This is a genomic window from Fluviirhizobium alvei (assembly GCF_030551875.1).
GTDB classification, from domain to species: domain Bacteria; phylum Pseudomonadota; class Alphaproteobacteria; order Rhizobiales; family Rhizobiaceae; genus Rhizobium_E; species Rhizobium_E alvei.
In genome coordinates this window covers 233,622-246,880 of the sequence record NZ_JAUOZU010000001.1, presented here as the reverse complement: position 1 = coordinate 246,880, position 13,259 = coordinate 233,622, and the positions used below count along the sequence as shown (strand labels likewise).

Sequence of the window (13,259 nt, the reverse complement as noted above, 5' to 3'; positions counted from 1 at the left end):
GTCCATTCAAGTGACTTGGGTCGGCTGCTGGCCGGCCCATTCATGCATTCAATCCCTTTCACGCCCCTTCGAAGTCAGTCGAACCTCATGTCTTTACAGTCCGTCCGGGCCTTTTTCGCCCAGAATGCACCCGATATTTCCGTCATAGAACTCGATGTCAGTACCGCAACCGTGGACATGGCGGCCGCCGGCCATGGTGTCGAACCGGGACAGATCGCCAAGACGCTCGCAATCCGCATTGGGAATGAAACCGTGCTTATCGTCGCCGGAGGGAGGGCACGGCTCGACAACAAGAAATTCAAGGCGATCTTTTCAACCAAGCCCCGAATGCTGCCGCTCGACGAGGTCGAGGCTGAGACCGGCCATCCGGTCGGCGGTGTCTGCCCGTTCGGACTTGCCAGACCATTGCGGGTCTTCTGCGATCTGTCGCTGCGTGCCTATGACGAGGTCGTTCCTGCCGCCGGCGCCATCCATGCCGCCGTCCGCATCGCACCGGATCGTATGGCTGCCTTGACCAACGCCGAATGGCTCGATGTCTGCGAATAGGAGTTGGCGATGAAAACCGAAATCAACCCTTCATCTGTCCGCAAGCCGTTCGGCCAGTATAATCACGGCCTAGCCGTTCCAGCCGGTGCGCGGCTTCTCGTCACCTCCGGCCAGCTTGGCATCCGGACGGACGACACGATCCCGGAGGATGTCGAATCCCAGGCCGTGCTCTGTTTCGAAGCGATCAAGGCCATCCTCACTGAGGCGGGGATGGGATTCGAAGATGTGATCCGGATTTCGGCCTTCGTGACGAAGCGGGAAGATTTCCCGATCTACATGGCGGTGCGTGATCGTTATACAAACTCGCCACTGCCGGTTTCGACGCTGATCATCGTCTCGGGCTTCACGCGTCCGGAATTTCTGGTCGAAGTCGAAGTCACCGCCGCCAAAGTGGATTGAAAGGCGCGGCTTGATGCGCGCCTCCCTCAAGCCTTTTCAGAACCGTTCCATGCTCGATTTGACCTTCGCAAGGAAGGCCGCGCGCGTTTCCGGCGTGCAGTTGTTCATGTCGTAATGGGCGAGGAAGGTGACCGGCGATATCGGATTGATCTGGGCGCGTAGAACACGCTTGACGATCTTTTTCGGCGGATTGCCTGCCACCCAGGCCCGGAACGGTGTGGCGCCATAGGTGAGGACCGCGCCCAGCTTGCGGATATGGCGAAGTTTCGACTGCACCTTGCCATTGACGAGCTCGAACGAAATACCGGGAACCCAGACCCGGTCGAAATAGCCCTTGAGCATGGCGGGCCAACCGAAGTTCCACACCGGCGTGACGATGACCAGGCCTTCGGCCGCCTTCAGGCGATCGCAATAGGAACCGATCAGCTTCGTGTTTTCCGGATAGTCGTGATAGACGAGCCTGTCATGACGCGACATGACCGGATCGAAACCCTCCGCATAGAGGTTGCAATCGTCGACTTCATGGCCGGCGGTCTTGAGCGCTTCGATCGTCTGCTTGTGCAGAGCGGCACCGAAACTCGATTCCACCGGATGGGAATGCAGAACCAGAACGCGCATCAGGCCACTCCCAGCGCTTCGAGACCCGGGAACAGATAGTTCTGGCCCGACTTGAAATCGAAATCCGGGTTTTCCCAGGCGATCATCTTGCCGGGATTGAGCAGGCCCATCGGATCGGTTTCCTTCTTGAAGGCCAGTTGCACCTGGTCGGTCTGCTTCATGCCGCCTTCTTCGAGCGTGTAACGGTGCGGATTGAAGATCGGGCAACCGTTCTCTTCATGCAGCCGCATAATCTCTTCCAGCCGCTCCTTGGTGGTGAAACGCACAAGCGGCAGGCCTGCGCACTGGATTTCTCCGTTGAAGCGGATGAATTCGAGGTGACCCAGCACTTCGTCGCCGAACATTTCGACCATCTTGCCGACCTTCTCGACATGGTTCGGGCTGGCATACTGGACCTGCAGATAGGTGAAGTTCGGATCGACCTTGAGCGCACGCAGGGTCGTATGGTTCCAGGCCAGTTCGTAAGCATGGGGAATACCCTTCATGCTCTCGACCTTGTCGGAGCGGAAGACGATCTCGGCCTTGGCGGTGCGGCAGAAAGCTTCGAAGGCATCCATGGCAAAGGGTGCGACAACCACGACGGTGACCGACTGGCCCTCGCGGATCCAGGGCTTGTGGCGGGTGAAGTAGAGATGCGGCACCGGTGCCGAGATCGGAGCGAGTTCCTTGATGAGGATGCCGTTCTCATGCGCAAGCGCATCGGCAAACCGGACCGAATCCATGAAATCGTCATGACCGACCAGCACATCCACCCAGTCATAAGCCGGGGCGAGCGGCATCTCGACTTCGGTGATGATGCCGTTGGTGCCATAGGCATGGCTGACCTTCTGAAGATCGCGGCCGGTGAGTTCCAGCACGCGGGGCTCGGCTTCCATCGTCACGACCCTGAGGCGGATGATGTTGCCGAGATCGCGCAGACCGCCCCAGTGGATGGAACCGACGCCACCCGACCCCCCGGCAACGAAGCCGCCGATCGTGGCGGTCTGGTTGGTCGAAGGATGGAAGCGCAGTTCCTGGCCGGAATGGGCGCGCGTCTGCTTGTCGAGGTCGGAGCAGATGACGCCCGGTTCGGTGATCACCCGACCGGGATGGATTTCCTTGACCTTGTTCATGCCGGCCAACGACAGGACGATACCGCCGGAGAGCGGCATAGCCTGGCCGTAATTGCCGGTGCCGGTGCCGCGGGCGGTAACGGGCACGCCATGGCTGAAGGCCACCTTGAGGGTGCGGATGACCTCTTCCTCGCTGGTCGGCGAGACGATGAGATCGCCGGTCACATTCTCGAGTTCACCCTTGAGGATCGGCGAATACCAATAGAAATCGCGGCTCTTCTGCTTCACCAGAGCCGGATTGTCTTCGATGGCAATGCCTTCAAGTTCCTTCTTGATCGCCTCATAATCGGCCATGGTCATGCTCCAATGATTGTATCGAGTTCACGATAGTCCGGCAGTTGGCGCTCGAGGGCGGCGCCTGAACGCAGGACGATGCGGTCCATTTGCGGACGGGATAGAAATTCGCTCCAGCGGCGAGCGCTGAAGAGCACGAGATCGGCGGGCTGGCCGGTCGCAATCATGCCGACATCCGGGCGCCCGAGGATCGCAGCCGGGGATTTGGTGATCACGCGAGCCGCCTCATCGAGCGGATGGTCGAGATGCAGGATGCGAACAGCCTCGCGGAACACCTCGACCGGATCGAGATCGCCGTAGGCATAGAAGGGATCGCGGGTATTGTCGGAGGAAACGGCTGTGGCGACACCGGCGGCCGTCAGTTCCTTGAACAGGGTCACGCCACGCCAGCGCGGCGTGCGCCCCGCATAACGATCCTGCAGATACATGTTGCACATCGGCAGCGAGACGACCGAGAGGCCGGCGCGCGCCACCACATCGATGGTCGCCTTGGCGACATCCTCATCCTGACGCGCAAGCGAGCAGCAGTGACCGACGGTCACGGCGCCCTCAAAGCCCAGCCGTAGCTTGGCTTCGGCAATCGCCTTCAGGGTAAGGACTTCCTTGTCATCGGTTTCATCGACATGCAGGTCGATATCGAGTCCTTCATCCGCAGCCGTCCGGAACAGTTGTTCGAGCTGAGCTTCGAGATCCGGTCCCATGCGGGTGACGCCGCCCAGCAGACCGCCATGGGTTTTCACGGTCGAAACGAGGTCGGCATAGAAGGCCTGATCCACCATCATGTCGAGCGGGAAGAGCGCCACCGCCTGCAGATCGACGCGGCCCTTCCATTCCTCGCGGAGCGCCGAAAAGACCTCGAAGGAGATCCGGTGTTGCGGGGCGATCGAATCGAGATGGGTGCGGATGAGGCGCGTGCCATGGTTATAGGCGGTGGTGATCGAAAAGCCCATGCGGGCGGCGACGTCCGCGGCTGACCAGTTCGCCATCCGATCCGCCATCACCGCATCGAGCGCGCCCATGAAGGTCCCGTCGGGGTTGGGCTTGCGATCCCAGATATGGCCCTTGTCGAGATGGGTATGCATATCGGCGAAGCAGGGCCAGACCATGCCCTGTCGGAGATCCGTCACCGGAAGGTCCGGGTCCACGGTCGAGCCGGCCGGCAGGAGTTCTGCGATCTGTCCGTCGCGGACCAGAATATCGCAAGCGACCAGTCCTTCCTTCGTTGGAAGGGAAGCGAGCTCGGGCGCCAGGGTTACGGGGACGGTGGCATTTGCCAGCTTGTAGCTGGTCGATGCGGGCGGCGTCATGAAGGAAGGCAGCATCAGTTTTCCCTTTTCACGCTGCTCTCGTGCCAGCGGTGCAGGACCAGCCAGGACAGGTACGAGGTGACAGCGAAGATGATGACGCCGAGCGCCGACAGCATGATGAGCGCGGCAAACAGGCGTGGAATGTTGAGGCGGAACTGCGCCTCGAGCAGCCGGAAGGCGAGACCCGAACCGGCGCCTGCCGAACCGGCGGCAAATTCGGCAACAACGGCGGCAATCAGGGCAAGACCGCCACCGATCCTGAGGCCCGTCATGAAATAGGGCTGCGCTGCCGGGATCTTGAGATACCAGAGCGTCTGCAGTGGCGTGGCGCCATAGAGTTCAAAGAGATTGAGCAGATTGTGGTCGACGCTCTTCAGGCCCTGCACCATGTTGGACAGGATCGGGAAGAAGGCGACGAGAAAGGCGCAGATCAGGAGAGCCACCTGCGTCGTCGGCGCATAGATGAGGATCAGCGGTGCGATCGCGACAACCGGAGTGACCTGCAGGACGACGAGGAACGGATAAAAGGCAATCTCCGTCCAGCGCGACTGCACCAGAAAGATGGCAAACCCCACACCGCCGAGAAGCGCCAGGAAGAGTGCGATGAGCGTGATCCTCGCCGTCACCAGCAGGGCGGGAAACAGGGTTCCCCAATCCTTGACCAGTGCCACCGCAACGGCCGAAGGGCTTGGGAGAATGTAGGTGGGCGTATTGGCGGCCCAGACATAGAGCGCCCAGATACAGATGATGATCGCGAGCACGCAAAGCGGCACCAGGATGCGCAGCACGAGATCCCGCGAGACTATGGCGGATTGGTTTGGCTGACCACTCATCAATGTTCCTCCCCGTCCATGGCTTCGTGCAGCGACCGGGAAACGATCTCGCAGGCCTGCCGATAATCCTCCGACGTGCGATATTCTGCCGTCCGGGCAATCTCTGTATGCAGGGGAAAATCGGCATGGACCCGCCCCGGCCGCGCCTTCATCACCACGATGCGGCTTGAGAGATAGGCACTTTCGAACACGGAATGGGTGACGAAGATGACCGCGATGCCTCGTTCTTTCCAGAGCGCCAGAACGTCGTCGTTCAGTTTCTGGCGGGTAATCTCGTCGAGCGCGGCGAAGGGCTCGTCCATCAACAGGAGCTTCGGCTTGGTGACGAGCGCACGCGCAATGGAAACGCGCATCTTCATGCCGCCGGACAGTTCGCGCGGATAGGCCTTCTCGAAATCGGCAAGACCGACGGTGGCAAGCGCCTCGCGGATCTGCGGCGCGGCGGCCTTTTCCGGCACGCCCCTGAGGCGCAGCGGCAGATAGACATTGCCGAAAACGGTCTGCCAGGGCATGAGCGTCGGCTCCTGGAAGACGAAGGAAATATCGCCCTCCGGCAGGCCCCTGGAATTGATCTTGGAGGATGGCCAGTCGATTTCGCCCGATGTGACGCCGCCAAGACCGGCGATGATCCGCAATGCCGTCGACTTGCCGCAACCGGAGGGTCCAAGCAGGCTTACGAACTCGCCGGGTTCGACCGAGAGGTTCATTCCGGTCAGGGCAACCGTGCCGCTGGAGAAGGTCTTCGTCACATTCTTCATCGTGACGAGCGGCCGCTTGCGCGCTGTGGCCGGTGCGGACTGTTCCGATACGCTCATGAAATGGCTACCTGAAAATGGAGAAGTGCCCCGCCGGTTGGCGAGGCACGAAGGCAGGTTACTTCTTGAGATTGAGGCCGACGCCCTTGCAGACGAACTGGGTGGTGAAGGCCTTCTTGTAGTCGGTCTCGGCCTTCATGACCTTGATCTTGACCAGCGTATCGAAGAAGGCCTTGTACTTCGCATCGGTCATGCAGCCGATGCCCTTGTCGAGCGCCTCGCCCGATTCCAGGATGCCATATTCCTTCATCTTTTCGATGGAATAGGCGATCTGACCATCCGTCATTTCCGGATTGTCCTTCTTGATCAGATCGTTGGCAGCCTTGTTGTCGCCGTAGAGATAGTTGTACCAGCCTTCGATGGTGGCATCGACGAAGCGCTGCACCAGTTCCGGCTTGGTTTCGACCAGTTCGGTGCGGGCCGCAATGGTCGTCGAATAGGGCGAGAAGCCGGCATCGGCGAGCAGGAACACCTTCGGCTTCCAGCCGGCTTGCTTTTCCACTTCATAGGGCTCGGAGGTCAGGTAACCCTGCTGGGCGGACTTGACGTCGGCAATGAACGGCGCCGGGTTGAAATTGTAGGGCTTGTACTGCTCGTCCTTGAAGCCGGGGAAGCTCGCCTTCATCCATTCGAAATAGGTGAGGTATCCGTCCTTGCCCATGAGGATCGTGTCGAGCTTGGCGAGATCCTCGAACTTTTCGATGCCCTGATCCGGATGCGCCATCAGGATCTGCGGATCCTTCTGGAAGATCGCGGCAACATCCATGATCGGGATGCCCTGCTCGACGGCCGAGAGTTCACCCATGCCGCCACCCATGTAGAAATCGATCTTGCCGGCGATCAGCAGAGCGCTGTTGGCGGCATTCGGCCCACCCTGGACGATCGTGACATCGAGACCATACTTCTTGTAGGTGCCATCGGCCACGGCCTGGTAGAAGCCGCCATGTTCGGCCTGGGCGAGCCAGTTCGTGCCGTAGGTGACCTTGTCTTCGGCGCGTGCAGCCTGAGCGAAGGCAATTCCAAGGCCGAGTGCGGCCATCATCGCTGTCGATTTCAACAGATTGCGCATCTTGCGTCGTTCCCCTTGATCTTTATGGCGCGCCGGCATTGACGCCCACTCAGGCCAATTGAGCGCTTGAAATGCGCTTTGAAAAGCATCAAATTTCGTGCGCAACGCTGCCTTTTTTGCACCGCGATGCGTTCGCACAAAAGAAAGGCAGCATATTTATGCATCACGCACATTTTTTAGGCTCGAACACGCCATGCTGCACTCACGAAAGCTTCTTTACATCAACGAAATCGCCCGCAGCGGCTCGATCCGCAAAGCGGCCGCACGACTGAATGTCGCCTCTTCGGCGGTCAACCGCCAGATTCTGGCACTGGAAGAAGAGATCGGCGCGCCGATCTTCGAACGCTTGCCGCGCGGCCTGCGCCTGACGGCGGCGGGCGAACTCTGCATCGAACATATTCGCGAGGTTCTGAAAAACTACGAGCGGCTGGAAGCGCGCATTCGCGGCCTGAAAATGCCGCAGGCCGGCAAGGTTTCGATGGTGGCAACCGTTGGCCTGGCCGCCGGCCCGCTGCCCGAGATCATGGCGCGCTTCATCGAGGCCAATCCGCGCGTCCGCATCCGGATCCGCAACGATGGCGGATCGACGACCGTCACGCCGGTGATTTCGGGCGAAGTCGATATCGGCCTCGGCTTCAACATTCCGGCAACACCCGGCATCCGCACGCTCGCCAATTTCGACATTCCGATCGGCGTCGTTCTGCCCCCGGGCCACAGGCTGGCCGAGGAGGAGCGGATCAACCTCGCCGATGTGGTGCAGGAGCCGCTGGTGCTCGCGCAACCCGGCACCAGTCTGCGCGAGGCGATCAACCTCACGCTCGCGCCTTTGCCGATCCCGGTCGAACCGCTGCTCGAAACCAACTCGACCGAAATGCTCAAGCATCTCGTCATGCATGGAACGGCGCTCACGCTTCTCAACCCGCTCGATGTGCTGCCGGAATGCCGGCGCGGGGCCCTCATCTACCGACCGCTTTCCGACCCTTACGTCCGGCACCAGCCGATGAAGCTCTTCACCCGCGCACGGGCGCCGCTCGATGCCGCAACCAGCCTGTTCGTCGAATTCCTGCTGTCAGAACTCGCCGAGATGGTGCGGGAAGTTCAGGGGCGAACCCCGTCGGCAACAATTACCGATCAGGACACAGCGGGAGGCGAATAGAGATTGGCGAGCGGATAGTTCGTGATGTCTTCCAGCAGCTGGACGAAACCGCGCGCCGTATGTTCTGCAATCAGGCGCCCCTTCTCGACCGTTGCCTTTGAGGCATCGCCGACAACGCCGTGCGGGTTGAGATCATGGGCGATCCAGGCCAGCGAGTGCGGCGGCAGCGGCTGCAGGTAACGAGTGTTGGCCTTCATCCACTCCGCTTTCGAGACGAAGTTTTCAGCCTTGTCCATCTTCACGAGATCCGGACGGAAATAGAGCATGATCGAGGTTTCCACCTCGCCGCCATGAATGCCGAACGAATGTTCGTGTGCGCTGATCAGCCCCTCGGGCGAACCGAAACGGCCCCATTGGGTGGCAACCACCGCCATCTGGAAGCGAACGCGGCATTCGCGCGATACGATCGACATGATGTCGAGATTGCCGCCATGAGAGTTGACGATGACCATCTTGCGGACGCCCGCTTCCGAAACCTTCTGGCCAATGGCCGTCCACATCGGGATCAGCAGTTCGGCGCCAAAGGAAAGCGTACCGGGACCATGGATATGTTCGTTGGCCTTGCCGATTTCCTGCGTCGGCAGCACCAGTACATCCAGATGCTCGGGCAGAATTTTCCGCACCTCCGCGATCATGCCGTTAGCGATCGTCACATCGGTGGAAATCGGCAGATGCGGACCGTGCTGCTCGGTCGAGGCAATCGGCAGGATCGCGATCGTCCGGTCTGGATCGAGATTGGCGAAATCCGGGCTCGTCAGTTCGTTCCAATAGAATGGCTTGCCCATGCCCGATCCCTCTGCAATTGATGACAGGCTTGTGATAGGGCAAGAAAAGCGTACCGGAAAAGCATCAATTTCCGCCCGCACCGATGCCTTTTTTCGATCAGCTCGCCAAGGCATGACGCGTCGCGGGTGCTACAGAACTTTACAATCGCGCAAAATCCTCGAAACAAGCTTTTGATACACATCAAGGTAGCGGCAGTCGTGATCGAAGACATTCCTGAGACTTGATGGCGCCAATCTGCAGAACGGCCGCCAAAGATGACGATTGCTCAAACGGTTTTTCAAGACGCGACACTTGCGAGACCGGACCAGACTGTCGCGAGGATCCTTTGATGAAAAAGCCTTTTCGTTTCATCCTGTTGCTGGTCATTCTGGCGGCTTTCGCCGGCGGCGGCTTTTGGTGGTACAGGCTGAATGCCGAAACCGATCCGCTTGCCGGGATCATTTCGGCCACAGCGACCAAGAGCGATATCGAAGTGGCTGTCCTTGCCAGCGGTTCGCTGAGGCCCGTCAAGCTGGTAGCGGTTGGCGCGCAGGTTTCCGGGCGCGTCACCTCGCTCAAGGTCAAGGTGGGCCAGACAGTCAAATCCGGCGATCTCATCGCGGAAATCGACAACCTTACCCAGACCAACGCGCTGAAGACCGCCGAAGCCTCGCTTGCTGCCAGCGAAGCGCAACTGGATGAGAAGCAAGCCTCGCTCGTCTATGCCGAGGCAGCCTTGCAGCGCGCAGGCTTCACGCTCGCCCGCAATGCCACCTCGCGTGACGCCTATGAGTCGGCCGAAGCGACCGTGAAGAGCACCAAGGCACAGATTGCGGCCATCGACGCCCAGATCGTCGAAGCGCGCGTCGCCGTCGATTCCGCCAAGGTCGATCTGGGCTACACGCGCGTCACCGCTCCCATCGACGGAACGGTGCTTTTGGTGGTCACCCAGGAGGGCCAGACCGTCAATGCGAGCCAATCGGCCCCGACGATCGTCGTGCTCGGACAGATCGACCGGATGACGGTGCGGGCCGAAATCTCGGAAGCAGATGCGACACGGGTCAAGCCGGGCCAGGATGTCTATTTCACCATTCTGGGCGACCTGACCAAACGCTGGGATGCGAAACTGGCCTCGATCGACCCGGCGCCGGATTCGCTGCGATCGGATTCGGAAATCACGACATCGACGAGCACGAGTTCATCCAGCAGTTCGTCCAGTTCGACCTCGAACGCAATCTACTATTATGGCCGTTTCGATGTGCCGAACCCTGACGGCCTGCTGAAGACCTACATGACCGCACAGGTTCATATCGTGCTCGGATCGGCAAAGAATGTAGTGACGGTTCCGGCGTCTGCGCTGCGCGCGCTCGATGCCGAAGGCCATGCCAAGGTGGAGGTGATCGCGGCGGACAAAACGATCACCACACGCGATGTCGAAATCGGCCTCAACGACAAGACAAAGGTCGAGATCCGGTCTGGCCTGAAGGAAGGTGAACTCGTCGTCTCCAGCCGGGCATCCGGCACTTTCGAGAGCGAACGGCCGCGCGGCCCGATGGGAATGTGACCATGACCCAACCCTTGATTTCCCTGCGCGGGGTGGGGCGGGAGTTTCCCGCCGGCGAAGGCACGATTGCGGTGCTTCAGAATGTCGATCTCGATATTGCTGCCGGCGAAATGGTGGCGATCATCGGCCCTTCCGGTTCCGGCAAATCGACACTCATGAACATCCTCGGGTGCCTCGACCGTCCGAGTTCCGGCGAATATCGGGTCAGCGATCGCCTGACCTCGACGCTCGATCCTGACGAACTGGCGGAACTGCGCCGCGAGCATTTCGGCTTCATTTTCCAGCGCTATCACCTGCTGAGCGAACTGTCGGCACTCGGCAATACCGAAATTCCGGCGATCTATTCGGGCCTGTCGTCTGCCACACGGCGCAAGCGCGCCACCGACATGCTGGTTCGTCTGGGCATGGGCGAAAGGTTGCAGCACAGGCCGGGCCAGCTTTCGGGCGGCCAGCAGCAGCGCGTCTCGATTGCCCGTGCGTTGATGAACGGGGCCGAGATCATTCTCGCCGACGAGCCGACCGGAGCGCTCGATCAGAAAACCGGCGAGGAAATGCTCAAGATCCTCGAAGAACTGAATGCGGAAGGGCATACCGTCATCATCGTCACGCATGATCTGTCGATTGCCAAACGCGCCCGGCGGATCATCGAGATTTCCGATGGCAAGATCGTTGCCGACCGGCCCAATATCCCCACCGTTTCCAGCGCGCCGCCGCAGACCTCCGCCCAGGACGAGCCGCTTGCCGGTCGCAAGGGCAACATGTTCCGCATTGCCTTCGACCGGTTCGGCGAAGCGTTCAAGATGGCGCTGCTGTCGATGAATGCGCACCGCCTGCGTACCTTTCTGACGATGCTTGGCATCATCATCGGCATTGCCTCGGTGGTGGCGGTGGTGGCGCTCGGCGCCGGCTCGCAACAGATGATCCTCGCCAACATTTCCCAGCTCGGCACCAACACGCTGGAAATCTTTCCCGGCAAGGATTTCGGCGATGTCCGCTCCGGCAAGGTGCAGACACTGGTGCTTTCCGATGCGGAAGCGCTGGCGCGCCAGCCCTTTTCCGCCGGCGTAACGCCAACGGTTTCCACCTCGCGCACGCTCAGGATCGGTTCCATCGAAGCCACGGCTCTCGTCAATGGCGTCGGGGTCGATTTCTTCGCCGTGCGCAATGTTGTGCTGGATCGCGGGCGCTTCTTTGACGCCGACAGTGTCAGCAACATGGCGCAGGAGGTCGTGATCGATGATACGACCCGCAAGACGCTGTTTCCCAATGCGGAAGACGACCCGCTTGGACAGATCATTCTGATCGGCAAGGTTCCGAGCATCATCGTCGGCGTCTCCAAGCCGCAGACATCGGGTTTCGGCGGCAGCGGCAACCTCAATGTCTATCTGCCCTATACGACCGTGCAGACACGCTTTACCGGCGACCAGACGCTGAGGTCCATCCTGCTGCGCGTCAATGACAATACCGACACCAAACTTGCCGAGGAAGCAGCAACCAATTTCCTGCTCGAACGCCACGGCACCAAGGACTTCTTCACCTTCAATACCGACGATATCCGCAAGACGATCACCGCAACGACCGAAACCATGACGCTCTTGGTCGCCGCCATCGCCGTCATATCGCTGGTGGTGGGCGGGATCGGCGTCATGAACATCATGCTCGTCTCGGTTTCCGAGCGGGTACAGGAAATCGGGGTCCGGATGGCCGTCGGCGCGCGGCGCTCCGACATCCTGCAACAGTTCCTCACGGAAGCCGTGCTCGTCTGCATCGTCGGAGGCATTCTGGGGGTCGCGACAGCCTTGAGCATCGGCGCTGCCTTCTCCTTCTTCACCTCGTCGGTCAGCTTCATCTATTCGATACCCTCGATCGTCTGGGCCTTCGTCATCTCGACCATGATCGGCATCATTTTCGGCTTCCTTCCGGCCCGCAGTGCCTCGATGCTGGATCCGGTCGTGGCGCTGACCCGTGGATAAGCGTGGCAAACAGTTGCCGAAAAGATCGGTTCGGCGCAGTCTGTCCTTCTTGGGAGGACAGGATGGTTGACGATCGGGCTTTACCCTGGGAATTCAGACCCGAGCGGGCGGCGCTTATCGTGGTCGACATGCAACGCGATTTCGTCGATGCGGGGGCGATCATGGAAGTGCCGATGGCGCGTGCGATGGTGCCCACCATGGCGCGGCTGATCACCGCCTGTCGTGCTGCATCCGTGCCCGTCCTCTATACGCGTCATATCCTCAGCGATGATTTCGACATTTCGCCGCTGGAAGTGGCCTATCAGCCACATCTCAAATCGTCCGGCATGCGGGAAGGAAGCCGGGGCATCGAGATCGTCGATGAACTGAAGCCGCAACCCGGCGACATCATCATCGACAAGCATCGCTATGATGCATTCTACAACACCCGGCTTGAAACCGTCCTGCGCACTATTCGCGGTCCGGGGATTGTCGATACCGTCATCATCATCGGGACAGTCACCAACATCTGCTGCGAATCCACCGCTCGCAGCGCATTCATGCGCGATTTCAAGGTCGTCTTCGTCAGTGATGCCAATGGCGGGCTCGATGAGGCCAGCCAGATGGCGACCCTTTCCATCATCGGAAAAGTCTTTGGCCGGGTTCTCGACACGGATGCGGTGATTGCCAGTCTCGCGGCAGAACCGACCGCCTGACCATCGCGCCTGCACACAAAAGTAACCTTCTTTTTCAAGGGTGCTTTCGCGCCAATCGCGGTTAAGCGGTCGTTAAGCCCGATCGGGCATCGTGCGGCAAGAAACGTCCAGGT

The 13,259-nt window shown here is 60.2% G+C and carries 13 protein-coding genes; 6 read left to right on the top strand and 7 right to left on the bottom strand.

The genetic code is table 11. The features are described 5' to 3' along the window. Positions 1–87 precede the first annotated feature (87 nt). Both Q4481_RS01120 and Q4481_RS01115 read left to right on the top strand, forming a co-directional pair. Entirely contained in the window at positions 88–546 is a 459-nt protein-coding gene (locus Q4481_RS01120) for a YbaK/EbsC family protein (RefSeq protein ID WP_304374393.1), read from the top strand. Between the two features lie 9 nt (positions 547–555). Next, entirely contained in the window at positions 556–945 is a 390-nt protein-coding gene (locus tag Q4481_RS01115; protein ID WP_304374392.1) for a RidA family protein, read from the top strand. A 36-nt stretch (positions 946–981) separates the two neighbouring features. On the opposite strand, the gene Q4481_RS01110 is transcribed toward Q4481_RS01115, so the two are convergent. Genes Q4481_RS01110 through Q4481_RS01085 form a run of 6 tightly spaced genes read right to left on the bottom strand, consistent with a single transcriptional unit; the run spans position 982 to position 6,993 of the window. Continuing rightward, positions 982–1,563 carry an NAD(P)H-dependent oxidoreductase gene (locus Q4481_RS01110; RefSeq protein WP_304374390.1) on the bottom strand — a complete coding sequence of 194 codons (582 nt, stop codon included), beginning with the start codon at positions 1,561–1,563 and terminating at the stop codon, positions 982–984. Further along, complete coding sequence (locus Q4481_RS01105) at positions 1,563–2,969, bottom strand: FAD-binding oxidoreductase (RefSeq protein WP_304374389.1); 1,407 nt, start codon at positions 2,967–2,969, stop codon at positions 1,563–1,565. Before Q4481_RS01105 ends, Q4481_RS01110 begins: the two co-directional genes overlap by 1 nt. Positions 2,970–2,971: 2 nt before the next feature. After that, complete coding sequence (locus tag Q4481_RS01100) at positions 2,972–4,291, bottom strand: cytosine deaminase (protein WP_304374388.1); 1,320 nt, start codon at positions 4,289–4,291, stop codon at positions 2,972–2,974. Beyond that, entirely contained in the window at positions 4,291–5,109 is an 819-nt protein-coding gene (locus Q4481_RS01095) for an ABC transporter permease (RefSeq protein WP_304374386.1), read from the bottom strand. Before Q4481_RS01095 ends, Q4481_RS01100 begins: the two co-directional genes overlap by 1 nt. Next, positions 5,109–5,924, bottom strand: coding sequence for an ABC transporter ATP-binding protein (locus Q4481_RS01090; RefSeq protein ID WP_304374385.1), 816 nt, complete (start codon positions 5,922–5,924; stop codon positions 5,109–5,111). Before Q4481_RS01090 ends, Q4481_RS01095 begins: the two co-directional genes overlap by 1 nt. Before the next feature lie 58 nt (positions 5,925–5,982). Continuing rightward, positions 5,983–6,993 (bottom strand): ABC transporter substrate-binding protein, encoded by a 1,011-nt coding sequence (locus Q4481_RS01085; protein WP_304374383.1) that lies wholly within the window; start codon positions 6,991–6,993, stop codon positions 5,983–5,985. Between the two features lie 193 nt (positions 6,994–7,186). Between Q4481_RS01085 and Q4481_RS01080 the strand changes: the two genes are divergently transcribed. Next, the gene (locus Q4481_RS01080; protein WP_304374381.1) at positions 7,187–8,149 is read left to right on the top strand and encodes a LysR family transcriptional regulator; all 963 of its coding nucleotides are present in this window, start codon (positions 7,187–7,189) and stop codon (positions 8,147–8,149) included. Here the strand turns inward: Q4481_RS01080 and Q4481_RS01075 are convergent. Further along, entirely contained in the window at positions 8,125–8,934 is an 810-nt protein-coding gene (locus Q4481_RS01075) for a creatininase family protein (RefSeq protein ID WP_304374380.1), read from the bottom strand. The two genes, Q4481_RS01080 and Q4481_RS01075, sit on opposite strands and share 25 nt — an antisense overlap. A gap of 329 nt (positions 8,935–9,263) precedes the next feature. On the opposite strand from Q4481_RS01075, the gene Q4481_RS01070 reads away from it, so the two are divergent. The 3 genes from Q4481_RS01070 (at position 9,264) to Q4481_RS01060 (ending at position 13,146) form a co-directional block, all read left to right on the top strand. Further along, a complete protein-coding gene (locus tag Q4481_RS01070) occupies positions 9,264–10,478 on the top strand; it encodes an efflux RND transporter periplasmic adaptor subunit (RefSeq protein ID WP_304374378.1) in 1,215 nt (404 codons plus the stop codon). A 2-nt stretch (positions 10,479–10,480) separates the two neighbouring features. After that, complete coding sequence (locus tag Q4481_RS01065) at positions 10,481–12,451, top strand: MacB family efflux pump subunit (RefSeq protein ID WP_304374376.1); 1,971 nt, start codon at positions 10,481–10,483, stop codon at positions 12,449–12,451. Between the two features lie 62 nt (positions 12,452–12,513). Continuing rightward, on the top strand, positions 12,514–13,146 hold the full coding sequence (locus Q4481_RS01060) for an isochorismatase family protein (RefSeq protein WP_304374375.1): 633 nt from the start codon (positions 12,514–12,516) through the stop codon (positions 13,144–13,146). The last annotated feature ends 113 nt before the right edge of the window (positions 13,147–13,259 follow it).

What these genes read in the sequence shown, in the direction of transcription:
- Q4481_RS01115 (WP_304374392.1), top strand. Translation starts at nt 556, where the DNA reads ATGAAAACCGAAATCAACCCTTCATCTGTCCGCAAGCCGTTCGGCCAG.
- Q4481_RS01090 (WP_304374385.1), bottom strand. Translation starts at nt 5,924, where the DNA reads ATGAGCGTATCGGAACAGTCCGCACCGGCCACAGCGCGCAAGCGGCCG.
- Q4481_RS01060 (WP_304374375.1), top strand. Translation starts at nt 12,514, where the DNA reads ATGGTTGACGATCGGGCTTTACCCTGGGAATTCAGACCCGAGCGGGCG.
- Q4481_RS01120 (WP_304374393.1), top strand. Translation starts at nt 88, where the DNA reads ATGTCTTTACAGTCCGTCCGGGCCTTTTTCGCCCAGAATGCACCCGAT.
- Q4481_RS01075 (WP_304374380.1), bottom strand. Translation starts at nt 8,934, where the DNA reads ATGGGCAAGCCATTCTATTGGAACGAACTGACGAGCCCGGATTTCGCC.
- Q4481_RS01100 (WP_304374388.1), bottom strand. Translation starts at nt 4,291, where the DNA reads ATGCTGCCTTCCTTCATGACGCCGCCCGCATCGACCAGCTACAAGCTG.
- Q4481_RS01070 (WP_304374378.1), top strand. Translation starts at nt 9,264, where the DNA reads ATGAAAAAGCCTTTTCGTTTCATCCTGTTGCTGGTCATTCTGGCGGCT.
- Q4481_RS01085 (WP_304374383.1), bottom strand. Translation starts at nt 6,993, where the DNA reads ATGCGCAATCTGTTGAAATCGACAGCGATGATGGCCGCACTCGGCCTT.
- Q4481_RS01080 (WP_304374381.1), top strand. Translation starts at nt 7,187, where the DNA reads ATGCTGCACTCACGAAAGCTTCTTTACATCAACGAAATCGCCCGCAGC.
- Q4481_RS01110 (WP_304374390.1), bottom strand. Translation starts at nt 1,563, where the DNA reads ATGCGCGTTCTGGTTCTGCATTCCCATCCGGTGGAATCGAGTTTCGGT.
- Q4481_RS01095 (WP_304374386.1), bottom strand. Translation starts at nt 5,109, where the DNA reads ATGAGTGGTCAGCCAAACCAATCCGCCATAGTCTCGCGGGATCTCGTG.
- Q4481_RS01065 (WP_304374376.1), top strand. Translation starts at nt 10,481, where the DNA reads ATGACCCAACCCTTGATTTCCCTGCGCGGGGTGGGGCGGGAGTTTCCC.
- Q4481_RS01105 (WP_304374389.1), bottom strand. Translation starts at nt 2,969, where the DNA reads ATGGCCGATTATGAGGCGATCAAGAAGGAACTTGAAGGCATTGCCATC.